We start from the raw sequence: 26,720 nt of genomic DNA, 5'->3' as shown, positions 1-26,720 counted from the left end.
AAACCATGATTGAACCCGTCTACGAAGACATCCCGGCCGACATCATCAAGACCGAAACAGACGATCAGCGCTGGCTGCGCGAGCAGATTGATCGCATCGACCCGTTCACTGGAGAGCAAGGCCATGAAGCGGGCTACGCCATGGCGCTGGAAAAGCTGGTGTTCGAGCTGCGCGAAGAAAACATGAGGCTGAAAGGTCAGATGTGACCTGCGAAGCCTGCACCACCGCCAGCCACAACCCGGCCACCGGGCGATTCCACGCCGACTGCCCAGAGTGCAAGGCCCGTGCACTGGCCCAAGGCCGCGAACTGTTCGAAAGCAAACGCGCCGGCATCAAGTCCCCGGAGTACGCCAAGGCCCTGAGCCAGGTGTTCGGCGAAGGCAACGAGGAAGCCGGCCATGCGCGTGTGCGCGAGTGGGCCAAGAAGATTCGACAACACCAAAAAGGAACGACGACATGAGCAAGTTCAAACCAGGTGCGTTGGTGATGCTGTTGCGCTCCAGAAATGCATTCTGTGATCCGTTTGTTGGATCTGTTCAAACGCTCAGGGAGCGAACACCGGATGCGGGGGCGTGGTTTTTCGACCCACCAGCAATTGCTTTTGATGGCCTGGAGTGCGGTTGGTCTGAGCCAAACATGAAGTTGATCGACCCTGGCTCTGGCACAGACGAGATGCTGCTGAAAGTCGGCATGCCGGAGAGCAATGGGCTGGAGGTGCTATCTTGAGCGACGACAAACCCACAACAGCCGAGCGCTACGCCCGAGCCGCGCACACCAGCCACCTCGGAATGAGCGAGCACCGGCAAGGGGATGTGGACATGATCGCCGCGGCCGGCATGGTGCACGGCATCGGACCGAAGCTGCTCAGGCTCATGCAGGAATACGACTCCGTGGCCCAGGACGTGCGCAAGACGGCCGACAACGACCTGACCGGTATGCTGCTGATCCTGATGGAGCTTCGGACCCTGCGCGAAACGAAGGAAGCGCTGCACCTGTGGGCACTGGACCGAGCGACAAAACGTCGGGTGATGCTGTCGGACAAGCAGATCGCCGCCATCGTCGGCGGGTGCCTGTCATCGTTCCTGAGCCCGACATGCCCGACATGCAGCGGAACCGGCCTGATCGGCGGGTACGATGGCAGCATTCAGAACATCTGCCGGCGCTGTGGTGGATCAGGGAAATCACAGGACGCGGTAGGGTTGGACGTTTTGCAGAAGGAATTCGCCGCCGACCTGATGCACGCCATGGCCGGCGCGTACAGCTTCGCTGAGATGGAAATTCGGAGGCAGTTGGCATGAGCCTGATGGACACCCTCGGAAACGGACAATGGCTGAAGGACAACGAGGACAAGGTGAAGGCCATGCTGCCGGAAACTTGGACCCACGTCGCAAACCTGAACGGTCTGCAGCTCGGATTCCGCATGAAGCTTCTCGGCATCGACTGGCGCAGTGAAGACGAGTTCGGCCGGGTCATGGCCTTTCTTGAGCGCATCGGGATCATGATGCGCGACGGCCTGAACGTGAAGCGAAACCCGCACAGCATATTCAAGGACTGAGCCATGAAACACAAGACCTCTGAGCTTTCAGGATCCCTGCTTGACGCTGCTGTGGCGAAGGCTGAATGCATTGAAGTTGCTCAGTGCCGTGGTGGATACCTTGCCTACGCAGAGAGCGCGAGGATTCACGCCTATTCCGCCAAGCAGTACAGCCCATCGACCGATTGGGCACAGGGCGGGCCACTCATTGAGCGCGAGGAAATCAGCCTGATCTGTCCTTTATTCGATTCAAGGCTCAAATGGATCGCTGGCGTGAACGCCAGTGTTTCGAGCCGTGAAGCGCTTGAAATGGACCACCAGCAGGAAGGCGAAACCGCCCTGATCGCGGCCATGCGGTGCTTTGTGGCTTCGAAGCTGGGCGACGAGGTGGATTTGTGAAGCTGCGCTCGACAACAATCATCCCGTCGCTGGACGTTGGCCAGGAGCGTTGCAGGCACGGCAACCAGATCGGAACCAAGGACTTCGGCAAGCGGTTGATCTGCGACATCTGCGAACAGGCCCGGCAGACCGCCATAGTGATGACCACGCCGAACAATCCAGGCCACAAGTTCAAAGGCCTGGAAGCCGATGCGATGTGGATGGACGAGGTTGGCGACGTGCAGAAACAACCAGTTGCACAAAAAAGCAGCGATCATGCATAATCCTGCCACCGGTAGCGCTCGATTCGTTCCGCGCTGCTGACAGCTGGCCACAGGCGATGACGGTAAACCGTCCTCTTCGATGGTCAGCCGCCTTCAAACGAAGGTAAATGAACCCGCCAAGTGCGGGTTTTCTTTTGCCCAATCACTTTTCGAGCCTCAAGGAACGGCTCAAACGGCACTCCGGGCCGAAACATCGGGTACTCCACTGAAACCGCACGGATCAAAGAGGTGGACGGGCTACGACGAATCGTGGCGCTGCTTACTGGCAAGACGGCAGGCGACAGGTCCCTGGATAGTCGCGAAACAGGCATATGGCTACGACACCCGGCAACGGGTAGGCGCGAGGGCCAACGCGTAATAACGGCGCCTGATGAACCAACAGGGTACGACACAACAGATTCAAGCGGACTCGATCCGCTCCCCGGTCGGACAACGCAGGGCAAAGAATCCAACACGGTAGGTCAATGCCTATCGTCTTGCCTGTTGCCTGAAGCTATGCCAAAATGCTATAGCGTCTTGCCAAGTACGCGAAAACGGCATAACAGCCATTGAAAAGCCCCAAGGGAAACCACGGGGCTTTTCTCTTTTACGCAGGCGCGGACACCACCCATACGGCTACAAGCCCAAGGTCCAAGCCCTGCACCCATCCACCAAGGGCTTTCGTCGGCCCGCAGTGAACATGATCGTAGGCGGGCGAAACCCCGCCAGAAGCTGACGTGAAAGTGTGCTGGACGCGGGTTCGATTTCCGCCACCTCCACCATGCGGGGGTGTACTGGTTTCGACAGTGCCCGGAAGCCGATGCCGACGATCCGACAGGCGTTCGCCGTAAGCGAAGCAAAACCCAGAACTGCCAATGAAAGCACGTTCCTGAAAGCGGCCTAAAACCGCCTTCGGAGCCGCCCTGCGCTCGGCAACAGAAGCAGGGCACCCATTCAAACCCAGACATCACAAACTGATCGGGCCTTGCTCAGAGGCTCCCGAGAGGCAACGTCTGGGGCCAAGAAAACCAGCGACGAAAGAAGCCAAGCATCAGGCCGTCACATCCCCGTCAGGGGTTGGCCTCATACGGTTTCTCGCTCCGGAATAGCGGAACCCATCCGGCGAATATGGGCCGCAGCTCACCACGTAGGACGACGCATTCAGCCCCTCATTCTGGAAGGCGGGCGGGGGTGAGCAACAGTTTTTGGCTTCGGATAGGCTGGCCGGCCGATAAGGGGTGATCACACCACCCTTTCCGATAGCTCTCTCAGTGTGGCCTTGCGCTTTGCGCGTGTGAGGGCAATGTGATCTACGCAGTCCATATTCTCAATAGCCAGTACGTGAAGATCGGGTACTCGGGTAACCCGGATGTGAGCAAAAGGATTTCCGAGCTTCAAACAGGCTCTCCTTTTGAAATCAAACCCCTGTTCACTGTAGATGGAACGCTTCGACAAGAGCAGGCAATACACAGCGTTCTTCGAGAGGTGTTCACCCAGGTTTTTGTCCCAATGCCGCCAAATGAATGGTATCCGGGCCGGATGCCAGCCTTTCAGAAGTTCTTGATGGAGCTGCGGACAGGTGGCGCTGCAAACGCCTTGGCTCACGGAGAGTTGTACACCCCGCTTCAAGCGGAAAAAGGGGTGCGGCCCGGGAGCGATGATCGCCACAACCTCAAGGTTCGATTCAAGTGGGCAAAGAAAGCAGAAAGCGCTTCTGTCCAACTTGAATCGTGGGGTCGTTAGTTTCCACAGACAGAGTCTCCCGGCTGCGTGGCTTTCACAGGCTTTTTTCACGCGCAGCCCTTCACAGCGCCCGGATACCGGACCACCCGGACCCGGGCGATTTTTTACACCCAGAGGTCTGAGCCATGAGCGAAACCACCGAAGCCAGCCGTTTCGAAGTCGGCGATACCGTCGAGTTCAAAGGAGAGCCAGGCTGGGGCCAATTCGTTGTGCAAGACGTCGATCAAGACAGCGTTGATGGAGTGGAGTTCCACCGCCTTCACGTCTGCAGCAAGCGCAGCGGAAGGAAGATGACGTTCCTTGAAGAGAACGCCGTCAAGGTGCTCGATGCAACCGAAAAGCCGCTGCACCAGATGCGCGTCATCGCCGAACGCCTGGATCTGGAAGGCAACATCGAGCGCCTGCACGCCTTCACCGGATCGGACACCTTCCGCTCCCTCGACCTCGCCGAACAGCACCGCCTGGTCCGCCAGTTGAACCTGCAGCGCCAACTCAGCTCCGTCCTGGCCGAGCGCATCGCCGCGTTCTGAGATGTCGAAACTGGCCGAATCGCTCGCTGCTGCACAAAAAAGCAGCACTCCAGGCGCGTCAGGTTCGCTGGATGCCGAGCTTTCCGCACCAGCACCCGCGCCAGAGAAGCGCAAGCGCACAGACTGGGAAGCCGTAGAGCGGGACTACCGAACCGGCCAGTTCACCCTGCGCGAACTCGAAGCCAAGCACGGCGCCAACAATGGCTTGATATCCCGCAAGGCCAAGAAGGACGGATGGACGCAGGACCTGTCCAAAGCGATCAAGGCCGCAACCAATGCCAAGCTGGTCGAGGAATTAGTCAGCAAGGAAATCAGCAGTGGTCAGCAGAAGGTCAGCAGCACGGTCCTGGCAGCAGCAGAGCTGAACAAGAACGTGATTCTTGGGCATCGCAAAGACATTCAGGTTCTCACCAGCATCATGGTTGACATGGCGTCCGAGCTTCAGCAACTTGGAAAGTCAGACCTCAAGACGATGGCTGAAATGCTCTTGGACGACAGCCTGACGCAAGAGCAGGTTGCCGAGTTGCGCGCCGGGGTTTCCGCCATCGTGAAGCTTCCCGCTCGCAGCCTTGTGATGCAGCGGTTGGCAACCACGGCCGGGAAGCTCATCGGGCTTGAGCGTCAGGCTCACGGTCTGGATGACCCGGAAGCGCCTCCCCCTGTTGACGAAATCGGCGATCTGTCCGACGAAGACTTGAACGCCAGAATCAGCGAGCGCCTGCGTGTCGCTGGCCTCTGACCTGGCGGAGAAGCAGCGCCGCGACAAGCTGGAGCTGTTGGCGCTCTTGGAAGAGCGTGAGCGCAGGGCGCGGCACCGCAAGCTGTTCACCTACTACCCGGATGTCGGGCCGCTGCGCCGAGAGCTGTACGTTCAGCACATGGCGTTCTTCGAGCTGGGCGCCACGTTCGCCACGCGCGGCTTCATGGCTGGAAATCGTGTTGGTAAATCTGAGGCTGGAGGCTACGAAACCGCACTGCACCTGACGGGACGCTACCCGTTCTGGTGGGCTGGCCATCGGTTCGACCATGCGATTGACGCCTGGGCTGCTGGCGACACGAAGGAAACCGTCCGGGACATCGTTCAGCTCAAGATGCTCGGGCCGGATGGCGGACACGGCACCGGCCTGATCCCTGGCGAAGACATCGTGAAGGTGGTCAAGCGCCCCAACGGTGGCGGCGCGGTGGACTACATCATCGTCAAGCACGTAACGGGCAAGTTCTCCCGGCTGGGCTTCAAGTCGTTCGACCAGGGCCGAGAGGCTTTCCAGGGAACGGCCAAGGATCTGATCTGGCTGGACGAGGAATCGAACGAGGCAATCCGCGCTGAATGCGCTATGCGTCTGGCGACCACCAGCGGCCTGTTGATGGAGACGTTCACGCCGCTGCGAGGGTTGACCCCGGTGGTGCTCAAGTACCTGGGCGAAGACGCCGAGGTTCCGAGTGACCGAATCGGCAAGGCCGGGCACCAGGCGCTGGTGATGGCCGGATGGGACGACGCCCCGCACTTGGACGAAGACACCAAGGACCGGCTGCTTCGAGACTGCGAACCGCACCTGAGGGAAGCACGGTCCAAAGGCATCCCGAGCATCGGAGCCGGCGCAATCTACCCGGTCGCCGAGGATGAGATATCGGTCGAAGACTTCGCCATCCCTGATCACTGGCCTCGTGTCTACGGCCTGGATGTGGGATGGAACAAGACGGCCGCACCGTTCGCAGCCATCGACCGTGACGCCGACATCGTCTACATCTACTCGTGCCACTACCAGGGCCAGCAGGAGCCCAGTACGCACGTCGCAGCGATCAAGGCGCGCGGTGAATGGATTCCCGGAACGATCGATCCAGCCAGCCGCGGCAGAAGCCAGAAGGATGGCCAGCAACTCCTGCAGATTTACCGCGACCTGGGCCTGACGCTCACGGAAGCCGAGAACTCGGTCGAGTCCGGTCTGTATGAGGTGCACCAGCGCCTGGCAACCGGCCGACTCAAGGTGTTCAAGTCCTGCAAGCCGTGGTTCGCGGAATACCGCATCTACCACCGAGACGACAAGGGCCACATCGTCAAGAAGAACGACCACTTGATGGACGGCACCCGCTATCTGGTGGTCACTGGCATCCACCTGGCGAAGACGAACTCATCACAAAGCGCATCGAAGTATCGAGCGCTCAGAGGACTCCAGTAATGAAACCAACCACCCCATACGAAGACCGCTCCGGCGACACGTCGCGCGACTTCGCTGGGAAAGGTGCGTTCTCACTTTTCGCCCTCGAAAGAATGCTCCGCGACTGCATGGAGCAGCCTGAATGGAGGCTTCGCGCCAAGCTGGCCAACGCCTACTACGACGGCAAGCAACTGAGCGAAACCCAGCGCTGGAACATCCGCCAGGAAGACCTCGAAGAGCGTGCGATCAACCTGATCCGCCCGGTCATCAACTCGGTGCTCGGCCAGGAAGCGAAGAGCCGCACCGACGTGAAGGTCGAAGCCGACGACGACACCCATGCAGATGTCGCCGAAGTCACCAGCAGCCGCTTGAAGGAACTGGAGCGCGAGACACGCGCCCACATGGCCGTCTCGGAAGCCTACGCATCGATGGTGAAGAAGGGTCTGGGCTGGGTTCATGTGAGCCGCAGCAGCGACCCGCTGGCCTACCCGTACCGCTTCGAGTCCGTCCCGGTCGATGAAATGTGGTGGGACTGGCGCGGCCAGAAGGGTGTCACGCTAGATCACCGCTGCCGCTGGGTGGTTCGCTCGCGCATGGTGGATCTGGATGAGGTGGAAGCCGGTATGCCGGAGCACCGCGCGATTCTTCGTCAGAGCGTGTCCGGTTGGTCCGAAGGCATGGACGACGACGGTTCCCATCTGGGCCAGCCCGAGAGATACGACCTGGCCAGCGCCTACGAGAACGAATCCCGCTTCGCCCTGACCGTCAAGAAATGGGACTGGCTCGACAGCGCGCGCAAGATGATCCGGTTGTACGAGGTCTGGTACCGCGTGCCGGCCGAGGTGGTTGTGCTGCACCTGGGTGGGCGCAATGTTCCCTACGACGCCAAGGACCCGCGCCACGTCGAAGCGGTCAGCCGTGGTCTGGTCAAGCTGTCCAAGGGCATCACCAGCCAGGTGCGCCGCGCGCTGTACGCCGGCCCGCACCGACTGATCGATGAAGGCACCACGAAGCGCCACTTCCCCTATGTCCCGTTCTTCGCCTTCCGCGACGACGAGGACAGCAGTCCTTACGGCCTGATCGAAGGCATGATCGCGCCGCAGGACGAATACAACGAGCGCCGGCTGCGCGTTCAGTGGATGCTCAAGGCCCGTCAGGTCGAGATGGACAGCGATGCGCTGGACACCGAGTTCAACACCATTGACGACATCGCAGCCAACGTCATGCGCCCGGACTTCGTGGCGATCACGAACCCGAACCGGCAGAACCGCAACCAGACGGCGATCAAGATCCGCAACGACCTGCAGATGCAGCCCGAGCAGTTCGCCATCATGGCCGACAGCAAGGAACTGATCCAGGCCACGGCTGGCCGCTACACCAACCAACTGGGCAGCGCTCAGGTGCAGTCCGGGATTGCCAACTCCATGCTGATCGAGCAGGGCGAGCAGTCCATGGGCGAGATGAACGACAACTACAGCTACGCGCGCCGCATCGCGTTCGAGCTGGCTGTGGACGAGATTCTGGAAGACCTGAAGGGCGAGCGCACCCAAGTACCGGTCGGCACCGGCAAGACCCGCCGCGTGGTGGTGCTCAACGACTGGACGCCAGAAGGCATGCCGATCAATCAGGTCGGCGATGCTCACATCAAGACCTCGCTGGCCGAAGTTCCGAACACGCCAGCCTACCGCCAGCAGAGCCAGCAGCAGCTTGCCCAGATCATCCAGGCGCTGGGCAACAACCCGCAGGCCATCGCAGTTCTGGCCCCGGCTTACATCGAATCGACCAGCGTGAACAACCGCGAACAGGTCGCCGCCGATCTTCGCAAGGTGTCCGGCCTGCCAGACCCGAGCGACAAGGAAGCCGTTGCCAACGCCGAGAAACAGCAGCAAGGCATGCAGCAGGCTCAGATGGAGCAACAGGCACAGCTTGCCGCTGCCACGCTGGACGTGCAGGTGTCAGCAGCCGAGCGCAACCGGGCCAGCGCACAGCAGGCCATGGCCAACGCCGCGTTGATCCAGCAGCGCATCGAAGCCGGTGAACCGCAGGCGAACGTCGCCGAGACGATGGCCAAGACCGAGCAGGCCATGCGCGCCGACGCCGCTGCCAACGAAGACCAGATTCTGGAACAGGTGCTGGCAGAAGCCGCCGCCTGACATCCACCCCATCAATCGCAAGAGCCCGCCAAGTGCGGGCTTTTTGCATTGCGCCATCCCGCAGCCCCGCACTGCATGGATGTGTACCCCGCGGAAGCCACCCGGAAGCGAATCGTCCACGCGCCGGGTGTGGATCAGGACGGTGCCGCAAGGCTCGGTGATCGACCGTAAACGAGACAGGAGCAACCAGTGAACGAATCCGCACACCCCACGTTTGACAGTGAAGAGCAACAGATCCTGAGCGCCATCCTGGCCGACGAAGACGGTGAGATGCAAGCCGTCGATGCAGCCACGGTAGACGGTGCACCGGCCGACGCTGCCCCAGCAGCAACGCCCGACCCTGCACCAGTTGTCACGCCTGACGCGAGCGCACCGGCCCAGGCCGATGTGAAGCCCGCCGACGACAAGCCCGCCACGGAACAGTCTCAAGGCGATGTGAAGGCCGCACTGCGCGCCTCACGCCGCTCTGAGCAACGGACCAAGGCTGAACTCGAAAAGGCGCGCCAGGAAATCGAAGAACTGCGCAAGGCGGTACCAGTTGCCGCCAACGAGCAGGACTTCACCCCGGAAGAGCTGGCATCGATGCAAGTCGATTTCCCGGCCCAGTACAAGCTCTACGTCAAACAGCAGGAACTCGCCAAGCAGATCGCCGAGACGCGCGCCGCAGTGCCGCAGCCAGCGACCACCAGCGACGAGTTTCAACCCATCGAGTTCCGGAACGACGTTCAGGTTCTCGTGGACCAAGTGCCGGACCTCCTGAACTGGCAACACGACCCAGATGCACAGGACAAGCTTCAGCGCGCCATCGCCTATGACAGCTCGCTGTTCGTTGATCCCGACTGGGCCGACAAGCCGATTCTCGAACGCCTCGCTGAAGCCGTCGAACGCACCAAGCGCGCGTTCGGTGTGAAGCCCGTTGCTCCCAATCCAGCGGCCCCACCCGCACCCCGTACCGATCCCGCCGCCGCCATCGCTGCGCTCAAGCCCGCAGGGCCGAAAAGCATCAGCGACTTCGGCGGTGGTCAACCCGCATCCGCCCCGACCCTGAACTACAGCCGCATGACCGACGAGGAAGTCCTCGCCAGTTTGTCGGCCACGCAGTGAAGGCAGGGGACACATCCATCTAGGAGTTTTCCATGTCCCAGACTTCCGTTCCCCGCGGCTCCGCACTCGCGAACAAGCAGTTCTCGAAGGCGCTGTCCGCCATGGCTGTTCGCCAGCCCACCCCCATGACGGCCCTGACCGGCCCGATGCCAACCCACGACGGCGCGATGCGCAAGCTCAAGCAGCAGTCCACGACCGAGATGCCCATCGTCCGCGTCGATGAACTGAGCAAAGGCCCTGGCGATGTGGTGCAGATCGACTGTGCCCACGTTGTCAAGCTGCGCCCAGTGATGGGTGATGCCAACGCCGAAGGCAAAGGCGCCGCGCTGAAGTACAGCTCCAAGGACATCACGCTCGACATGGCCACCATCCCGGTGTCCGCGGGCGGAAAGATGACTCAGCAACGCACGCCCCACAGCATGCGCCTGAATGCCCTGGCCCAGCTCAAGCGCGGTATCCCCGCCTTCCGCTGGCAGCGTTGCCTGGCCTTCCTGGCCGGCGCCCGCGGCAAGCAGGACGGAACCGACTGGGTGCTGCCCCTGGCCAGCGATGCCGAGTTCGCTGACATGATGGTCAACGCCATCAAGGCCCCGACCTACAACCGCCACTGGGTGGTCAACGGTTCGAGTCTGACGCAAGGCGGCGCGCAACTGGCTTCCGTGGCCACGACCGACGCCCTGAAGCTGTCGCATCTGGACGAGTTCGCTGCGATCTGGGACGAAATGACCGTGCGTATGGCGCCGATCATGATCCCCGGTGACCCGGCCGCTGGCGATGACCCGATCAAGGGCGTGATGTATCACGACTCCCTGGCCTGGGACGCGCTGCTGACCGACACCACGGCGACCGGCAACCTGCGCAAGTTCGAAGCCGAAGCCATGCAGCGCGCGAAGTACGGCGAACTGGGCAAGCACCCGCTGTTCAGTGGCGCGCCGATCTTCTGGAACGGCATCCTGCACCGCAAGATGCAGTACGCCATCCGGCACGACGCGAGCGATCTGGTCAAGCACATCACCGCGGCCAACCGTCTGACGGCGACCGAGACCGATGTGACCGTGGCCGCAGGCCTGTCCACCACCCACCAAGTGGCGACATCGATATTCCTGGGTGCCCAAGCCCTGGCCGTGGTTTCCGGTGGCAACCAGACCAGCGAGGAAACCTACTCGCTGCTGGAAGCCCGCACCAACTTCGAGCGAAACCTCGAACTGGCCGGCGAAATCATGGGCGTGGAAGAAAAGCTCCGCTGGAGCCTGCCGAACGCCGATGGCGAGCTGGAGCCCACCGACTTCGGTGTGGCCGTCATCAACAGCGTGGTGCGCAAGCGCAACGTCTGATGAACACAGCGGCGGGTTGACGCCCGCTGCTCCCAACCCCTCACATTCATAGGAGCCAAACATGGCACATCTTTACGGCAAAAAGGCCAAAGCGCCTCAGAACATGCCCGGCGACGGTCGCGCGGTGATGATCGATGACACCTACTCGGTGGCAGCGAACCCCACCGATGGCGACGTGGTGAACTTCCTGCTGCCCGCTGGCCTGCGCCTGGGCATGCTGGACATCCGCAGCGATGACCTCGACACCGGAACCCCGGAAATCGTGTTCAGCGTGGGCTACCGCGCCGCGACCACCGGTTCTTCGCTGTCGGCCAATGCCACCTACTTTGCCGCAGCCGGTCAGACCACGGCGCAGGGTGGCGGCACGCTGCACTGTTCCTTCGAGCCCATCAAGTTCGAAGAGGACGTCTACGTGACGATCACCATCGCCACGAACTCGGCCACATTCGCTGCCGGCGACATCTGCATGATCGCTGTCGGCGCTGCCGAAGGCGTGAAGTAAGCAGGAACCGAGAATCCTCCCGACCCACAAGGCCGGGGGGGCTTTTTCACAGGAGCACCAAATGAAGATCAAGTACGTGGGCCTCAAGGGCTTTGAGGACGCATTCAAGAGCGAGAGCGGCAAGACCTGGGGGCCTGGCGTTGAGCACGACATCGAAGACGCTGTTGCCGCTCGCATGCTCAAGCACCCCGACGTGTTCGAGATCGCTGGTGTTCCTGTGAAAGAGCCTGAATCGCTGACCCTGGCCGATGCCATGACGGTGCAGCCGATCCCTGTCGAACCCGACCACGAACAAGCCGCCACTCCAGAAGGCGACAAAGCCCCTGAAGAGCTGGCCGGCAAGCACATCATGCAGACCTCCAGCGGCCCGCTCGCACTGGACGGCCTCGACAAGGACACGCTGAAAGCCTTGGCCAAGGAACTAGACATCGCCGTGGGCAACTCCGGCGAAGAGAAGATCCGCCAGAAGCTGGCAGAAGCTTTCCACGTGAAGGGCTGACATGAAGCTCTGGGTCGATTTCCACCCGCGTGTGATGCCCTACGTGCTGGGTTGCCCGATCCCGGTCGTGGACACGGCCCTGATCGATGCGGCACGCGAGTTCTGCCACAAGACGCTGTGCTGGAAGCAGACCGAACTGGTCTATGTCTCAGGACAGACCCTGTTCGAGTTCGACATGCCGTTCGGCACCGAGCTGGTGAAGGTCGGCCGCGTGCGCGTCAACGGCAAGGAATACGACATCAAGACCTCGGACGATCTGCCAGAGGACTGGGACAGCAACACGCCCGACGACGAGACGCTGTATCAGGACAACCAGCTCGAGTACCGCATCTTCCCGGTGCCAACCGCGGCCGACGAAATCAGCATGACGCTGCACCTCAAGCCTTCGACGGACGGGATCGGCGTGGACGACGAGGTGTTCTCGATGTACTCCGACGCCATCGCAGCCGGCGCCAGGGCGATGCTGCAGCGCATGCCGCGCACGGCGTGGTTCGACATGACGCAGGCCGCTGTGGATGGGCAGGCCTTCATGAGCCGCATCAACTACGCGGCGAACCTCAACTTCATGCGCTCGAAACACCACCGCGTGGCGAAAGCAGGGCTCTGACATGGCAACCACGTCCGCCTACATCATCCGCGAGGTGCAGCGCAACCTGAACGACCTGAACGGGGATCGCTACCCGGCTACCGACGTGGCAGGTTTCGTCAACCGGGCACAGCGCGATATCCACAGCGTGCGCCCGGATGTGACGGCTTCGAACTTCACGTTCATCCCGGTGGCCGGCGCAAAGCAGGCGCTGCCGCAGGAAGCCTCAGTGCTGATCGACGTTCCAGCAAACGCCGAAGGCAACCAACGCCGTATCACCAAGGTGGACATGGAGATGCTGGACGCCAGCGAACCGAACTGGCGCAGCAAGCAGGGCGCCATCGAAATCAAGCACTTCATGCACGACCAGCGGGTTCCGCGGTCGTTCTGGCTCTACCCGCCAGCCGCGGCTACCGGTGTGTCGGTCGAACTCGAAGCCTCGCTCTACCCCATCGACATCACGCAGCCCACAGGCGCCGCGTCCAGCACAGCAACCGGAAACATTTCGCTGCGCGATGAATGGGCCACGGCGTTGATCTTCGTCTCGACCTCCTACGCGATGCTGACCGATTTGGAGGGTGAAGCGAACCCCAGTCTCGCATCGAGCTATCTGGCGCGCGCAGAACAACTGCTGGGCGTGCAACTGCAATCGAGCGCCGCTGTCGCTCCCAAGAACTGATCAACAAGGACCACCATGCGCAACATCAAGTACATCGGAACCAAGCCCACAGAAGACGCGTTCTTCGACCGCACGCAGATCATCTGGACGCCGGGCAAGGTTGACACGGTGCTTGACGATGCCTTGGCGACCGAGATGCTGCGCTTTGCCGAGTTCGAAGACGCAGGCGACTCGCAAGCCGTCGTAAACGGCGTCACCCTCGACCCCATCACCAACGAAGTGCAAGTGGCTGGTGCTGCGCTGGATGCGGGGCAGAAAGCGGATTTTCGGGCGGGGATTGGGGCTGGCGGATTGCTGAAGGCTGGGCGGGCATCTGCTATTGGAACGTCAATCACTGCGACTGGGTTAGCAAGCTGGTTTAAGCAAATGTGCTTGTATTCTGGCGGTATGCTTCGGCTTGCAACGAACGCCGGAGTCGCCTCAAACACCACGACTCAGATGGTTGCCCGCATCGCAACGGACATACCAAAGACCACGAAGAGCGACATCGTGTTCATCGAAGGTGGCACAAATGACACTGCGATTTCAGATGCACTCACGGTGCAAAACATCGTTGGCATGTACAAATACGCGCAGGCGATTGGAGCAAGTGCCTGCGTAGTCTTGATGCCGCCGCGCAGCGACTCGACGGTGAATCGCGACAAGATCATCAGTAAAAAGCTTGCCGTGCAGACCTACTGTACAGAAAACGGGCTGGTCCTCATCGACCCATTCCGCAATTTCATTGCTACAGATGGCGGATGGCTGTCTGGCTCAAGCTCGGATGGAATCCACCCAACAGCAGTGGTAGCGCGAGCAGCCGCACTAGATGCGTGGGACCAGATCAGCCCGATGCTGCAACAGGCATGGGACGGGTTGTCAGCGATGACTGGCGTCCCCGGTGCAATCATCACGACCAACGACTTTCTGTTCGATACGAACATGGATGGCGCTCCCGATGGCTGGGCGGGGTATGCAGTCAATGCACTTGTCACGACAAAGACGACAGTAGCCGGAGCCATCGGGAACGTCTGGAGGATGGAGACTGCTGGCGTGAACGGATCAGCGGTCGGCGTAGCTGGTGAGCGCGTCGAAGAGCGGACGATCAGCGGATTGACACTCGCGGCTGGAACTCGGATTGCCATCACTGGCCGGGTGAGCCTTGAGGGCTATGACTCCGGGATTCGGTGTCATGTCAGGTGTCTCCCGAATGGCGGATCGTCTGCACTAGCTCTGGAACCAACCGTGTTCTCTGGGGACTTGGATGGGGCAATTGTCTGGGCCGAGTCTGTCGTACCCGTGGCTGGCAGCACATCCATCCTTATCCAGTTTCGACTTGTCACGACGGGTACTTCAACGCCATCGGTGGGTGCTGTTGAATTGAGCGAGATACAGATCTGGAACTTGACCGAAATGGGCATTGTGTAACCACCCAGCACAGGTGAGCACGCACCGACTGACCTGACTGTCAAACCATCAGCCACAAGCCCGCGATGTGCGGGCTTTTTCATTTCCGTTGATCGGAACCCCACATGACCCAGAAGTTCTCCAACAACGCGCGCACGGTGCTTGCCGCTGGCATCTCGGCGTCCGAAACGTCGCTGAGTGTTCAGTCCGGCGACGGCGATCTGTTCCCGGTGGCTGACACCGACACCGGCCCGCTGTTCAGCGTTGACGACTGGTTCAAGCTGTTCATCACCGATGTCTCTGGCCAGATCGAAATCGTCGGCGTGCGCACGCGGGCTGGTGGCTCGGATGTCATGAGCAACGTGGTCCGGGCGCTGGATGGGACCACGGCCAGGATCTGGGGTGTGGGTGCTGTGGCCTATCAGGCGTTCAGCGCCAACGATCTGGTGTCGGCCATCTCCAACGCCGAAGCGGCTTTGCTCGCAGCGCAAGAGGCTGAGACGGTGGCGACGAATGCGCTGGCGCTGGTCAGTGGTGGTTCGATTCCTCCGGGTGTCATCGCCTACTGGCCGGCTGCAACGCCACCTGTGGGCTGGTTTATCCGAAACGGACAGGCTGTTTCACGAGCGGACAACCCTCTGCTGTTCGCGATCATCGGGACCGACCACGGCATCGGCGACGGAACCACGACGTTCAACCTGCCCAACGATGTGACGAACAACCGGTTCATCCGGGCGTCTGGTGGGGCTCTTGCTGTTGGTGCCATTCAGGCGCCTGTGAACCTGACCCACACGCACGCGGCATCCAGCGGAAGCACCGGAGCGCACACGCACACTCAGGGCCAGGTCGGAACGGTGGCGAGCGGAAGCTACAACCTGGCGTCAGGTGGCGTTGGCATCACCATCGTGAGCAGCGTCGGAAGTTCATCGGCGAACACGTCGTCAGCCGGTTCCCACGCCCACACGGTCAGCGTCACATCGAGCGGTGACGCGACGGAAGCACGACCTTACGCCCGCGCCTACCTCCCGATCATCAAGGGCGGCTGAACGTGGCAGCTATCACCATCAAGGGCTTCCGGGGGACAGTCCCGCGCACCAGCGGGCGCCTGCTGACGCCGAACTTCGCCAGCGAGGCGACGAACATCAAGATCACGTCCGGGCGCATCGATCCACTGCGTGGCTTGGCGCTGTCGCACACCTCGCTTGCTGCTGCGATCCGGACGATCTGGCGCTACCGATTCACCCAGGCTGACCGCTCGACGGTGGACAACTGGTTTACGTTCCCGGGTGACGCCGATGTGGTGGCCAGCCTGATCGCCAACGATGCCGATGGCCGCGTGTTCTGGACCTCGGACGATCACGAGCCGCGCATGAGCACCTACGAGGTGGCGATCAACGGCGGTGGACCGTACCCGGATGCTTGGTACGCGCTCGGTCTACCGTTGCCGCCCGCTGCACCGGTTCTGACGGCCGATGTGTCGTCTGGAACGGTCACAGCAGCGGTCGCGAACACGCCATCGGCCAACAAGGTGCAAGTCACGTTCAACACCGTCGAGGGCCTGGCCGTCGGTGATTCGGTGACGTTTGCCAGTGTTGGCGGCATGACCTCCTTGAACACCACGCTGGTGGTCGAGAGTATCACCGGCCTGAATGTGGTGTTCCCGCTGGTCACGTCACAGGTCTACACCTCGGGCGGTACGTGGTCGCGCGCCGGCATCACGGTTGATAGGTCCTACGCCTTCACGTTCGTCACCGCACTGGGTGAAGAGTCCGGGCCGTCGCCGGCAACCACACTGCGCAGCGGCCTGGTCAATGGTGCATGGGAACTGACCGGCATCCAGACCGCGCCACCGAACAGCGGCACCATCACCGCGGTGGCGAACAACACGCCATCCCCTGGCTACGTGACGGCCACGTTCGACACCGCCTTCGGACTTGCCGCGTTCGACACGCTGACGATGGCCAGCATCGGCGGCATGACGGACCTGAACGGTGCGCATCGCATATCGAGTGTCGAAGGCGACGACGTGGTGTTCCAGCTCGAAACCGCGCAGACCTACACGTCGGGCGGAACGTGGGTCCGTGATGCGCCAATCAACACGACGGGCATGGTCAAGAGGATCTACCGCACGGACGGAACAGCGGCGCAATTCTTCTTCCTGGCAGAGATTCCAGCCGCCACGACTACCTACAGCGACACAACGATCGTTCTCACAGGCGATCCGATCCAGACCGCTGACCACCTTCCTCCGCCAAAGAACGCGACGAGCATGATCACGCTGCCCAACGGCTGCACGGTGCTGCTGGCGGGGAATGAAGTGTGTTTCTCGGTCCCGTACCAGCCGCACAGCTACCCGGTCTCCAACCGGTACAGTTTCGTCGGTCGAGGCGTGGCGATCTTCCCGGCCGGCAACTCGGTGATCGTGCTGACCGACAAGTACCCGGTGCTGCTGACCGGATCTGATCCGGAGTCCATGAGCCCGTCGATCATGGAAACCTATGCGCCGTGCGTGAGCAAGCGCGGTGCCGTGGACGTGGGCGGTGGCTGCATCTACCCGAGCCACGATGGCCTGTGGCTGGCAACGGCAGGCCGGGTGGAGAACCTGACAAAGCGCCTGTACCGCGAGGATGAGTGGCGCACCAACTCGCCGGCCACGTTCGATGCGGCCTACCACGATGGCCAGTACTACGCGGTGCACACGCCGGTAGGCGCCGAGCGCGCCAGGATGATGGTGGCCGACATCCCGGAACTCGATTCCGTGGTGTTCGTGGACGAGACGGCCGACTTTCTGTATCGCAATGACTACGACGGCGAGCTGTACATCCTGAAGGATCAGAAGGTCTACCGCTGGGACGCACGGGATGATGCACGTTACCCGTCCGAGTGGCGCAGTTCGGAAATCCAACTCGACAAGCCGCGGAACTTCTCCGTCGCCCAGGTGCACGCCCGGTTCGGCGACATCGTGGAACCAGACACCACGCTGGACGATGCCAACGCGGCGATCTTCGCGAGCGGTCCGGATGCGGTCGGCGGCTACTTCGGGAGCGAACCGTTCGGCGTTCTCCCTGTGGGTGGCACGCATCTGTGGCTGCTGGACCTGCTGTCGTTCCGTCGCGTGCAGTTCACGATTTACGACGGTGACACGCCGATCTTCTCGCGCGAGGTCAGCAACTCGAAACCGTTCAAGCTGCCGGCTGGGCTCAAGCAAGAGATTCTGAGGATCGGAATCGGCGCATCGGTCGGCGTCTACAGCGTGACGGTGGCCGAGTCCACGGCCGAACTCGCCAGGGCTTCGCAATGAGCAAGCCAGCCATCCCCAGCGTGCACACGGGCGACATCCGAACCGATCTGGTGATGTCCGCTGTGAAGCAGACGTTGGACGAAATCACTGGTCAGGCAAGAAACATCGGTCGCCTCGCACCGCTTCCGGCCACGGCCACGACCGCACAAATCATCGACCGCCTCAACGCCATCATCGAAAGGCTGCAATGAGTCTTCCAGTTTGCTCAGTGACGTGCACCATGCACGGCCAGGATGGAGAGCCCGAACCGGGTGCTTCGTTCGAATTCAGCCTGAACCGGTACGAGGTCTATGAAGGATTCGTGGTGCCCGAGCGGGTGAGCGGCATTGCGGACGAAACCGGGTCCTGCGTGATCGACCTGTGGCCGAACCAGCTCGGCACCACGGAATCCGTCTACGACGTGAAGATGCGCAGCACCACGGGCAAGACGCAGCGCATCACGGCATCGGTACCGAACGAGGCTGCGGCTTTCCTGCACGACATCGCCATGTTGCCGCCGTACCCCGGGAAGCCTGACTTCCAGACGCAGATGGACGCGGCCATCGAGGCCAAGCAGTCGGCTGTTGCGGCAATGGACACGACTCTCGAAGCGCGGGACGTGACGCTGGCCGCGCGCGATGCTGCGCAGTCTTCCGAGGATGACGCGGCGGCTCAAGCGGTGATCGCAACAGCACAGGCCGTCATCGCAACCACCAAGGCGGCAGAGGCTGCGGCCAGCGCGGTCACGGCAGCGACGTTCGACCCGGCGCTGTTCGTGCCCAAGGCGGGCGGCGTGACGATGACCGGGACGCTTGCGGTACCTGCAGGCGCCACAGGCTCCAACGTGCCGCGGGCCTCTGAGGTGGTTCCGCTGGCCGGTGGCGTGACCATGACGGGCACGCTGGCTGTTCCGGCTGGCGCTACTGGGTCAAACGTTCCCCGGGCTTCCGAGGTCGCGCTTCTTGCTGGCGATCAGACCATCAACGGGATCAAGACTTTCGGCAGTTCTCCAGTGGTGCCAGCTGGAGCCACTGGATCGCAGGCCCCGAGAGTCAGCGAAGTGGTCGGCATCACAAGTGCCACGGGCAGTGCAAAAGGAACATCTGGCACCACTGCGCAGCGCGATGCATCGCCTGTCGCTGGATACGACCGGTTCAACAGCACGCTGGGAACCAAGGAATTCGGCAACGGCACCGAGTGGGTGCAGGTGAAACGCCAGGTTTCTGCGGTCGTCGCCACCACATCGGGGACGTCTCATGTCATCACAGGCATCCCGGCTTACGCAACCCGCGTGGAACTGCATCTGGACGCTGTGAGCACCACTGGCACGCAGCCCATTCTGGTGCAGGCTGGAACATCTGCTGGTGTAGTGGCTACTGGGTATGGCGAGGCTGCTTCGTATGACATATTCGCCGGGACATTCTCTGGTTCGATTACTGCCGGATTCCCGATATCCATAAACCTAGCGATAACCACGATGCGCGGGACGGTAACGCTGTTCAGGAAGCCGGGGACAAACCGGTGGGAGTGCCAAGGGATGACATCGCGTGCGGCCGGTGGCCTTGTCTGGACCACGGGTTACATCGACCTTCCCGGTGCACTGGATCGCATCGCTCTGTCTCGCTCTGGGGCTGACGACTTTGACGCTGGCTCCGTATGGGCAACTTGGAGCTGAGATGGCGCGCTACGAATACAACGCCCAGACGGGTGAAACCACCGAGCACGAAGATCTACCGGTTGTGTATCCATCACCTGCCGAGCTGCAGGCCCAGTACACCGCCACGCTGGACGCATTCATCGACGCCACGGCCAAGATGCGCGGCTACGACAACCGCGTGACCTGCGCTCTGCGTGCTGGCTACCCGGGACCACTGCAGGCCGAAGGGCAGGCCTTCGCACTGTGGATGGAATCCTGCTACGCGGCAGGAAGGCAAGTGCTTGCGGACGTGATGTCCGGCGCGCGCACCTTGCCGACTCCTGAAGCGTTCATCGCCGAGATGCCGCCGATGGTCTGGCCGGAGGCTGCGCAGTGAACGAAGACCCATCCATCTGGACAGTATTCGGCGCTTTCGCTTTGAAGGTTCTCAAGAGCCATTTCTTCATCGGCCTGATCGGCGCGCTTGTTTCCCTGCGCGGTGTACCCGGCTCGACGTGGCGAATCCGCTACCTGAACTCCATCGCCGGCATGCTGATTTCCGGCTTCTGGACGCCGGCCCTGGCCGAATACTTCGTGCTGGATTCAGACGCCACGATTGCAGCCCTGGCCTTCGCGCTGGGCCTGTTCGGGCTCAATTTGGTGGACGCCAGCCGGGAACGCGCGGTCGAGTTGATCCGCAACACCAAGCTGTCGGACTTCATTCCCGGAAAGAAGGGGGAATGACCATGCTGACACCAACCATGCAGATGATCAGCGTGCTGTCCTCGATGTTCGTGGTGGCGGTGCTGGTGGCGGTGATCATGCGCAACGACATCAAAGAGGGCGTGGTCATCAAGATCGGCCTGATCTTCGTGTGCATGTCGCTGCTGGCCTCCCTTTTCCTATCGATGCAGGAGCACGCGCCCGCTCAGGGCTGGGTGAACGCCGGGCTATCGCTCCGGGTTGGCCTGGCCATCACCTGCGCCGGCATTGTCTGGCGAGCCCATTTGTTGGGCAACCTGCGCCGCAGCCGTGAAGGCAGCAGTAAGAAGGCCGCGCGTCTCGTTGACGACCTGTCCGACATGCTGAAAAGCGACTGGGCCGACCTGGACGACAAGCCATGACAACTCCGACCAGCTTCGACGAATGCTTCCGCGTGCTTCTTGGCACCGAGGGCGGCTATGTTGACCACCCGGCAGACCCAGGTGGCGCCACCCGCTGGGGAGTCACTGAGCGCGTGGCGCGCGCGGCCGGCTACGTTGGCGACATGCGCGAGTTCCCGGAGTCCGAGGCCAAGCGCATCTACCACCGCCAGTACTGGGCACCGGCCAGAACCGACGAACTGCCGCCAGCGATCCGCCATGCCGTGTTCGACGCCGCGGTCAACAGTGGGGTGGCGCAGTCCGCCAAGTGGCTGCAGCGCGCCATCGGCGCCAAGGACGACGGCGTGATCGGATCGCAGACCATCATGATGGCTCGCGCATCGACGCCTGATTTCGTGCTGCGCCGGATGCTGTCGCAGCGCCTGCGCTTCATGACCGACCTGAAGACCTGGCCGCACTTCTCGCGCGGCTGGGCGCGGCGCATCGCCGACATGCTGGATGGCTGAGATGATCCAGCTCGTCCACTACACCGAAGGCTACCGCTACCAGACCGAGGCCGATTTCGAATGGCCCACCGGCATCAAACCCGTCAAGCAAGGCGGGAACCGGTTCGTCACGCTGCGCGATGACGGCCTGCTGTACATCGCGGCCGGCTACGCATGGGACGGCGCCAGCGGTCCAGCGTGGAACGACACCGCGTTCGTTCGCCCGTCGCTGGTGCACGATGCGCTGTGCCAACTCTGGGCGCTTGGCATCATTGACGACGCCGGCCGCGCAGCGGCTGACAAGCTGCTCGGCAAGATGCTGCGCCAAGACATGCAGATCGTTGCCGCGCGCATGCCGTGGGTGACCCGCAAGGCGTTCATCGCGCTGTCCTATGTCCGCCCGCTCTGGGTTGTGCGCGGGGTCAGTTGGTACAGCGAGCACATCGCGAACAAAGACCCGGGCGAAGTCCTGACCGCGCCATGACACGAGCAATCACCCTGCTGGTATTCCTTCTGCTGCTGGCATCGCTGGCGCTGGCGCAAGACCCGCGTTACGGCGGTCCACCTGAGCGCGCGATGCGGACGGATCGATCAAGCGCTCGCGTGCCGTGCTGCGAGAGTTCCAGCGCATCCACCCTTGCCCGTCCACCGGCCTGCAGTCAGGCGCCTGTCCGCGGTGGCACCTCGATCATGTGGTGCCATTAATTTGCGGCGGCGCCGATGCGATTTTCAACCTGCAGTGGCTCCCGGTTGAACTCAAGTCTTGTGCCGGCGCGCTTTGCAAAGACCGGTGGGAACGCCGCGTGTACTGCCGATTCATCACCACCAATGAGCCGCCTGCGGTCGGCTCGATTACAGAGTTGGGCACTAGCCCGGAGAGGATGCGATGAAGGAATCAACCAGAGGACGCGGCCCGGGGCAGTGGTGGCCGACGATAAAGCCGGAAGGCGGAATGTCTGCGACCTTCTACTGCAGCGAGTGCACAAAGCCAATGAGTCTCCGCGGCCATGGGATTGCAGGAGACGGAACGGTAACGCCGAGCGTTGTCTGCCCAACTCCTGAAAACGTCGAGTGCCCATCATGCAAGTTTCACGAGTTTGTGCGACTGGTCGGATGGTCGCCAAACACCCAATTCATCACCCCAACCACCACCCTGAAGGACCACCCATGAAACGCTTTTTCCTGCTGATCGCCTGCGCACTCGCTTTGACCGGTTGCGCCGGAATGGACATCACCGGCCTGTCTGACGCCAGCGTCAAGGTCGCCGAAACCTTGACCGACGAAAACACCAGCAGCGCCAAGGGCGTGACCGCTGGCATGTCGTCGTCGGATGCGGCCACGGTGCTCATGAACCGCGACTACTACGGTGCGATCAAGGCCATCGCAGGCGTTGGCACCAAGGGTTCATCCCAGCCTCTGGTCGAGATGGAAGCCCACGATGGCAAGCCCATCACCATCGATGCCAAGGCCTTCCGGGTCTACGCGCCGCCACCGCAGATCGGCGGCGCCGGCTATGCCCTGGCCGCACCGCCCAAGGTCGAGTCCATCGGCCTGAAGCTGTTCCGAGAGGTGCGCCAGACGCTGGCCGAGGTGTTCATCCCCTGGTACTCCATCGACAAGAACAGCGAAATACGCAAGTTGGACATCGTGACCGACGCGCAGGTAAGCACGTTCACCACCCGCGAGAACAACAGCCTGATGCGTGATCTGGTCGGCACCCGCAACGACCCCGCCGAGCTGGACCGGGCCGGCGCCTACCGCATCCGCACCGAAGCCGACAAAGCACAGACACCGTAAAGCGTGACATTTCCGCCGCCATCCAAGAGGATATAGAGCATGTCCAACCACGAAAGTACCGAGATGCATATTCACCCATTGAGAGAGGCCATCGGCGCCCACCTTGGCCAGGTGTTGACGCCCGAAGTGGCTACTTCCATTGAGCTGGCCGCCATGGCTGCTGCAAAAGATACCAACGATCACCGGGCCGTCGAGGTCTACGGTGGTGACGTGGACAGTGGCGGTGTTCTGGCCGTCGTGACCCACATTGATGGCGGCTTCCAGCTGGAATCGCACCGCCACGCCCATGGGCACATGAGCGTGCTAGCCAAGGGCACAGCCGACGTGACCATCAACGGTGTGACCACGCGCTACAGCGGCCCAACCCACGTTTGCGTCCCACCTGATTCTCAGCACGAAGTGCATGCCGTCACCGACGTTGTCTGGTACTGCCTGTGGTCAGAGAAGGACGCCCCGCGCGAGCAGATCGAACAATCTCTGCACGTCATCGAAGCAATGGAAGCTGGAGCCCATCAATGACCGACAAGATCAAGTTGATTTCCAGCGGCATCAATGTTCAGCCGCTGTACTGGGCGCTGATGAATAACCCGCAACTGTGGAACCAGCACACGATGCGAACGGAGAGCCCGGACAGTCCGCATTTTGGACTTGATGACATCTGGATTCGATACGGGAAGTCGGATGCCGCAATGCACGGAGAAGCCCACGATTCAGAATGGTACGAGGCATCCGACGTACTCGACCTCAAGCCGTTCCTGCGCGACCTGATGCACGCCGTTGGAGGCGATGTCATGGGCGGTGTTCTCATCACTCGAATACCGCCAGGTAAGACCTGCAAGCCGCATCAAGACCTTCGCTGGCACGCATTGGAGTATCAAAAGTACGGACTTCAAATCGCCAGCGCTCCAGGTCAAGCATTTTGCTTCGAGGATGTTCAGTTTGAGACAAAGCCTGGGGATCTGTTCTGGTTTGAAAACCAGAGCATGCATTGGGTGCCAAACCCAACCAACTACGAGCGGATCACGATGATCGCTTGCATCAAATAAGGGGATCGACATGCCATTTGCAGTTTCAGCCGTTGCTGGCGGTGTTTTCTGGGGGTCTGTGGCTGCAGGCGTGTACTCAGCAGACAAAGCAGACTCCGCCAACAAGCGGTCCATCAAAGCCTCAGCATCTGCAGCAGATGACGAGCGCGCACTCGCCAGGGAAACGTTGGACTACTACAAGTCCCGCGACGCTCAAAGCGCAAGCCTTCAAGCGCAGGCGAACGCCATTGCCGGCAAGGTAGCGAACTCGCAGGTTGCTCTGATGGACCAGCAGCGCCAGATTTCCGGCGAGTACCACACCCGCAACAAGTCGGTGTTCTGGCCGCTGGAAAACTCCATCGTCAAGAACGCGAACGAGTTCGACACACCAGCCCGTCGCGAGGCCGAAGCCGGCAAGGCGGTTGCTGATGTCGGGCTGCAGATCGACGGCGAGCGCCAGGCCATGGTGCGCAATCAGCAGCGCATGGGCGTGAACCCGAGCAGCGGAAATTCACTAGCCATGAACAACCAGATGAGCCTTGCCGCTGCATCGGCCAAAGGGTCTGCAGCCACCGCAGCGCGCGACAAGATCGAAACACAAGGGTTTGCCCGCAAGATGGACGCTGCCAGCCTCGGGCGCGGACTGGCCAGCGCTCAGGCCACAGCAGCAAGCACGGCAACGCAAGCTGGCAACGGAGCGGTAAGCGCGGCCTATGCCCCGGTCAACGCTGCCGCGCAGTCCACACAGCTTCTTGGCAACGCGCTGCAGGACTACCAGAGCAGCATGAGTGGGGCGAACCGCCTGCTGATTTCCGCCCAACAGCGTGAAGCTGACCAGTGGGGAAGCACATCAAACGCCTTGTTCGGACTGGCCGGCAGTGCCGCAGGTTCGTATTTCGGCAAGAAGTAACACGCGAAGGAAAAAATCATGGGTGCTGCATTGCTATCGGGTCTGGCCAACATGGGCACAACCGGGCTGAAAGCCTACAACGACGAGGTGGACAAGAAGCGCCGCCAGGAGAAAGAGGATGCCGATATTGCATGGCAGAACGAACAGCGTGATGCCATCCGTGCCGAGCGCGCGCAGAAGCAACAGCTCAAAACCTCTCTGGCCGCAGCCGCCAGGCCGGCCCAGGTGGACGCCGGGTATCAGGTGACCGACGCCGCAGGCAGCAATGCGTTCACGAAGGACGCCGATGCCGCTGCCGTCATGGGTGACATGGTTGCCGATCAGCGGCCGAGCCTCGCCAGCGCAACCCGCGTGCAAGACACCGCGTACCGCGATCCGAAACAGGCACAAGCCGCAGAGCAGCAGTACAACAGCACGCCGGCCACGCTGGGCCGCATGAGCACCGCCGCGATGCCAATCGACGCCGAGCGCGGCCTGAAACTGGCCGACAGCGCATCAACCGCCGCCAAGACCCAGAAGGCGCTGAAGGATGAAGAGATCGCCCAGGTGAACGAGTTGTTCAACCGCCAGATCCTGACCATCGCATCGTCCGGCCCGGACTGGTCTGCGCGCGCCGCCGAAGCGCTGACGAAATCCAACGCGCCGGGACTGCAGGGCATGCAGGTTGATCCCGCTCTTTCGCAGGACGGCAAGACGGTTTCATTCAAGGTCGTGCTGCCCAGCGGGGAAACCAAGATCGTCGGAAGCTACGAGAACACCGAGCGCGGCGCCGAGCAGTGGGTGCGAGATTCATCGCGGGTGGACTTCAAGACGAAGATCGGCTGGCTCAACGAGAACATGAAGCACGAGCGCGAGCTTGAGAAGATCGCGGCGCGCAACAAGGGCGACAAGGCACCGTCCGGATGGCAATGGAACGCGGACAGAACGGCGCAGACATTCATCCCAGGCGGGCCAGCCGACCCGGCTAACAGGAAGAACGGCGACAACACAATGCTTCGCGTGACCGTTTCAGGTCAGCGAGACAGTGCCGCCGCTGCCGTGCGAGATCAGCGGAAAGTCATTGCCGATCTTGAATCGAAGATTGCAGAAGACCGTGATCTTCGGTTTGCCGTGCGAGATGGCGCAAAAAGTGAGCACTACGGCAGGTTGCAAGAGATTCAGAGGCAGATTAAAGAGGCACAACAGGAGCTTCAAACATCGTCCGCCAGGGTGAAGGAGTTCGACGCTGCGCTTGATGAGATGAGCCGAGATGCCATCGGAAACCGAGGCGGAAAGCCAAGCCTGTCCACCGCATCGTCAGGCCAATCGCCATCCGCAAGGCCATCTGGCCGCATGTCACTGGCATCGACCAGTGCAGAGAGTGACCGCGCGGCGATCCTCAATGCCGAGCTGAAAAAGGCCAGGGATGCATACGCAAGAAACCCGTCCGATTCTCGCGCTGCAAATGACATCAAGGCGCTGGAGAGCGAGATCATCCGGCTTCCGAAATCGTCGGCTGCGGTTGGGCTGTCTTCTGCCCAGCAGCCCGCGCGACAAGCGGCCCCGGTGAAGGTCACGACCAAGGCAGAGCGCGATGCATTGCCGGCCGGCACCCAGTACATCGACCCGAACGGTCAAATTTTCATGAAGAAGTGATC

General features: G+C 61.6%; 33 protein-coding genes and 1 other RNA gene. All 34 read left to right on the top strand.

Going from position 1 to position 26,720, the window contains the following annotated elements:
* Positions 1 to 5: 5 nt before the first annotated feature.
* The 34 genes from F3K02_RS09095 (at position 6) to F3K02_RS08930 (ending at position 26,718) form a co-directional block, all read left to right on the top strand.
* Entirely contained in the window at positions 6 to 206 is a 201-nt protein-coding gene (locus tag F3K02_RS09095) for a hypothetical protein (RefSeq protein WP_177135243.1), read from the top strand.
* Complete coding sequence (locus F3K02_RS09090) at positions 203 to 460, top strand: hypothetical protein (protein WP_177135242.1); 258 nt, start codon at positions 203 to 205, stop codon at positions 458 to 460. The genes F3K02_RS09095 and F3K02_RS09090 overlap by 4 nt, the downstream gene beginning before the upstream one ends.
* A complete protein-coding gene (locus F3K02_RS09085; RefSeq protein ID WP_177135241.1) occupies positions 457 to 726 on the top strand; it encodes a hypothetical protein in 270 nt (89 codons plus the stop codon). Before F3K02_RS09090 ends, F3K02_RS09085 begins: the two co-directional genes overlap by 4 nt.
* Positions 723 to 1,298 carry a hypothetical protein gene (locus tag F3K02_RS09080; RefSeq protein ID WP_177135240.1) on the top strand — a complete coding sequence of 192 codons (576 nt, stop codon included), beginning with the start codon at positions 723 to 725 and terminating at the stop codon, positions 1,296 to 1,298. The genes F3K02_RS09085 and F3K02_RS09080 overlap by 4 nt, the downstream gene beginning before the upstream one ends.
* Positions 1,295 to 1,555, top strand: a complete 261-nt coding sequence (locus F3K02_RS09075) for a hypothetical protein (protein ID WP_177135239.1) — start codon at positions 1,295 to 1,297, stop codon at positions 1,553 to 1,555. The genes F3K02_RS09080 and F3K02_RS09075 overlap by 4 nt, the downstream gene beginning before the upstream one ends.
* 3 nt (positions 1,556 to 1,558) lie before the next feature.
* Complete coding sequence (locus tag F3K02_RS09070; protein ID WP_177135238.1) at positions 1,559 to 1,933, top strand: phage protein NinX family protein; 375 nt, start codon at positions 1,559 to 1,561, stop codon at positions 1,931 to 1,933.
* Positions 1,930 to 2,196 (top strand): hypothetical protein, encoded by a 267-nt coding sequence (locus F3K02_RS09065; protein ID WP_177135237.1) that lies wholly within the window; start codon positions 1,930 to 1,932, stop codon positions 2,194 to 2,196. The genes F3K02_RS09070 and F3K02_RS09065 overlap by 4 nt, the downstream gene beginning before the upstream one ends.
* Before the next feature lie 644 nt (positions 2,197 to 2,840).
* Positions 2,841 to 3,132, top strand: a transfer-messenger RNA (tmRNA) gene (gene ssrA, locus F3K02_RS09060).
* Positions 3,133 to 3,480: 348 nt separating this feature from the next.
* A complete protein-coding gene (locus F3K02_RS09055; RefSeq protein WP_177135236.1) occupies positions 3,481 to 3,918 on the top strand; it encodes a GIY-YIG nuclease family protein in 438 nt (145 codons plus the stop codon).
* A 125-nt stretch (positions 3,919 to 4,043) separates the two neighbouring features.
* Positions 4,044 to 4,448 carry a crAss001_48 related protein gene (locus F3K02_RS09050; RefSeq protein ID WP_177135235.1) on the top strand — a complete coding sequence of 135 codons (405 nt, stop codon included), beginning with the start codon at positions 4,044 to 4,046 and terminating at the stop codon, positions 4,446 to 4,448.
* 1 nt (position 4,449) lies between these two features.
* Positions 4,450 to 5,187, top strand: coding sequence for a hypothetical protein (locus F3K02_RS09045; protein WP_177135234.1), 738 nt, complete (start codon positions 4,450 to 4,452; stop codon positions 5,185 to 5,187).
* Entirely contained in the window at positions 5,171 to 6,625 is a 1,455-nt protein-coding gene (locus F3K02_RS09040) for a terminase large subunit domain-containing protein (protein WP_177135233.1), read from the top strand. Before F3K02_RS09045 ends, F3K02_RS09040 begins: the two co-directional genes overlap by 17 nt.
* A complete protein-coding gene (locus tag F3K02_RS09035) occupies positions 6,625 to 8,757 on the top strand; it encodes a portal protein (RefSeq protein WP_484496845.1) in 2,133 nt (710 codons plus the stop codon). The genes F3K02_RS09040 and F3K02_RS09035 overlap by 1 nt, the downstream gene beginning before the upstream one ends.
* A 189-nt stretch (positions 8,758 to 8,946) precedes the next feature.
* Entirely contained in the window at positions 8,947 to 9,861 is a 915-nt protein-coding gene (locus tag F3K02_RS09030; RefSeq protein WP_177135231.1) for a hypothetical protein, read from the top strand.
* Between the two features lie 32 nt (positions 9,862 to 9,893).
* Positions 9,894 to 11,195 carry a phage capsid family protein gene (locus F3K02_RS09025; protein ID WP_177135230.1) on the top strand — a complete coding sequence of 434 codons (1,302 nt, stop codon included), beginning with the start codon at positions 9,894 to 9,896 and terminating at the stop codon, positions 11,193 to 11,195.
* Positions 11,196 to 11,256: 61 nt separating this feature from the next.
* Positions 11,257 to 11,697: a hypothetical protein gene (locus tag F3K02_RS09020; RefSeq protein ID WP_177135229.1), complete on the top strand. Its 441-nt coding sequence runs from the start codon at positions 11,257 to 11,259 to the stop codon at positions 11,695 to 11,697.
* 61 nt (positions 11,698 to 11,758) lie between these two features.
* Entirely contained in the window at positions 11,759 to 12,196 is a 438-nt protein-coding gene (locus F3K02_RS09015; RefSeq protein WP_177135228.1) for a hypothetical protein, read from the top strand.
* A 1-nt stretch (position 12,197) separates the two neighbouring features.
* Complete coding sequence (locus F3K02_RS09010; RefSeq protein ID WP_177135227.1) at positions 12,198 to 12,803, top strand: hypothetical protein; 606 nt, start codon at positions 12,198 to 12,200, stop codon at positions 12,801 to 12,803.
* A 1-nt stretch (position 12,804) separates the two neighbouring features.
* On the top strand, positions 12,805 to 13,461 hold the full coding sequence (locus tag F3K02_RS09005; RefSeq protein ID WP_177135226.1) for a phage adaptor protein: 657 nt from the start codon (positions 12,805 to 12,807) through the stop codon (positions 13,459 to 13,461).
* Between the two features lie 15 nt (positions 13,462 to 13,476).
* A complete protein-coding gene (locus F3K02_RS09000; RefSeq protein ID WP_177135225.1) occupies positions 13,477 to 14,868 on the top strand; it encodes an SGNH/GDSL hydrolase family protein in 1,392 nt (463 codons plus the stop codon).
* A 104-nt stretch (positions 14,869 to 14,972) separates the two neighbouring features.
* A complete protein-coding gene (locus F3K02_RS08995) occupies positions 14,973 to 15,893 on the top strand; it encodes a tail fiber protein (protein WP_177135224.1) in 921 nt (306 codons plus the stop codon).
* 2 nt (positions 15,894 to 15,895) lie between these two features.
* The gene (locus F3K02_RS08990) at positions 15,896 to 18,148 is read left to right on the top strand and encodes a hypothetical protein (protein ID WP_177135223.1); all 2,253 of its coding nucleotides are present in this window, start codon (positions 15,896 to 15,898) and stop codon (positions 18,146 to 18,148) included.
* The gene (locus tag F3K02_RS08985; protein WP_177135222.1) at positions 18,145 to 18,339 is read left to right on the top strand and encodes a hypothetical protein; all 195 of its coding nucleotides are present in this window, start codon (positions 18,145 to 18,147) and stop codon (positions 18,337 to 18,339) included. The genes F3K02_RS08990 and F3K02_RS08985 overlap by 4 nt, the downstream gene beginning before the upstream one ends.
* A gap of 29 nt (positions 18,340 to 18,368) precedes the next feature.
* Positions 18,369 to 19,802 (top strand): hypothetical protein, encoded by a 1,434-nt coding sequence (locus tag F3K02_RS08980; protein WP_177135221.1) that lies wholly within the window; start codon positions 18,369 to 18,371, stop codon positions 19,800 to 19,802.
* A 1-nt stretch (position 19,803) separates the two neighbouring features.
* Positions 19,804 to 20,160, top strand: coding sequence for a hypothetical protein (locus tag F3K02_RS08975; RefSeq protein WP_177135220.1), 357 nt, complete (start codon positions 19,804 to 19,806; stop codon positions 20,158 to 20,160).
* Positions 20,157 to 20,507: a hypothetical protein gene (locus tag F3K02_RS08970; RefSeq protein WP_177135219.1), complete on the top strand. Its 351-nt coding sequence runs from the start codon at positions 20,157 to 20,159 to the stop codon at positions 20,505 to 20,507. Before F3K02_RS08975 ends, F3K02_RS08970 begins: the two co-directional genes overlap by 4 nt.
* A 2-nt stretch (positions 20,508 to 20,509) precedes the next feature.
* Positions 20,510 to 20,887, top strand: a complete 378-nt coding sequence (locus tag F3K02_RS08965; protein WP_177135218.1) for a hypothetical protein — start codon at positions 20,510 to 20,512, stop codon at positions 20,885 to 20,887.
* Positions 20,884 to 21,372: a glycoside hydrolase family 108 protein gene (locus F3K02_RS08960; protein WP_177135217.1), complete on the top strand. Its 489-nt coding sequence runs from the start codon at positions 20,884 to 20,886 to the stop codon at positions 21,370 to 21,372. The genes F3K02_RS08965 and F3K02_RS08960 overlap by 4 nt, the downstream gene beginning before the upstream one ends.
* Position 21,373: 1 nt before the next feature.
* Positions 21,374 to 21,835 carry a hypothetical protein gene (locus F3K02_RS08955; protein ID WP_177135216.1) on the top strand — a complete coding sequence of 154 codons (462 nt, stop codon included), beginning with the start codon at positions 21,374 to 21,376 and terminating at the stop codon, positions 21,833 to 21,835.
* Between the two features lie 683 nt (positions 21,836 to 22,518).
* Positions 22,519 to 23,148 carry a putative periplasmic lipoprotein gene (locus F3K02_RS08950; protein ID WP_177135215.1) on the top strand — a complete coding sequence of 210 codons (630 nt, stop codon included), beginning with the start codon at positions 22,519 to 22,521 and terminating at the stop codon, positions 23,146 to 23,148.
* 39 nt (positions 23,149 to 23,187) lie between these two features.
* The gene (locus F3K02_RS08945; RefSeq protein WP_177135214.1) at positions 23,188 to 23,667 is read left to right on the top strand and encodes a hypothetical protein; all 480 of its coding nucleotides are present in this window, start codon (positions 23,188 to 23,190) and stop codon (positions 23,665 to 23,667) included.
* Positions 23,664 to 24,194 (top strand): hypothetical protein, encoded by a 531-nt coding sequence (locus tag F3K02_RS08940; RefSeq protein ID WP_177135213.1) that lies wholly within the window; start codon positions 23,664 to 23,666, stop codon positions 24,192 to 24,194. Before F3K02_RS08945 ends, F3K02_RS08940 begins: the two co-directional genes overlap by 4 nt.
* Positions 24,195 to 24,204: 10 nt before the next feature.
* Entirely contained in the window at positions 24,205 to 25,083 is an 879-nt protein-coding gene (locus F3K02_RS08935) for a hypothetical protein (protein ID WP_177135212.1), read from the top strand.
* Positions 25,084 to 25,101: 18 nt separating this feature from the next.
* Positions 25,102 to 26,718 (top strand): hypothetical protein, encoded by a 1,617-nt coding sequence (locus F3K02_RS08930; RefSeq protein ID WP_177135211.1) that lies wholly within the window; start codon positions 25,102 to 25,104, stop codon positions 26,716 to 26,718.
* Positions 26,719 to 26,720 lie beyond the last annotated feature (2 nt).

The sequence above is a fragment of the Hydrogenophaga aromaticivorans genome, assembly GCF_013387465.1.
Taxonomy (GTDB): domain Bacteria; phylum Pseudomonadota; class Gammaproteobacteria; order Burkholderiales; family Burkholderiaceae_C; genus Hydrogenophaga; species Hydrogenophaga aromaticivorans.
This window is presented reverse-complemented; position numbering and strand designations above follow the sequence as displayed.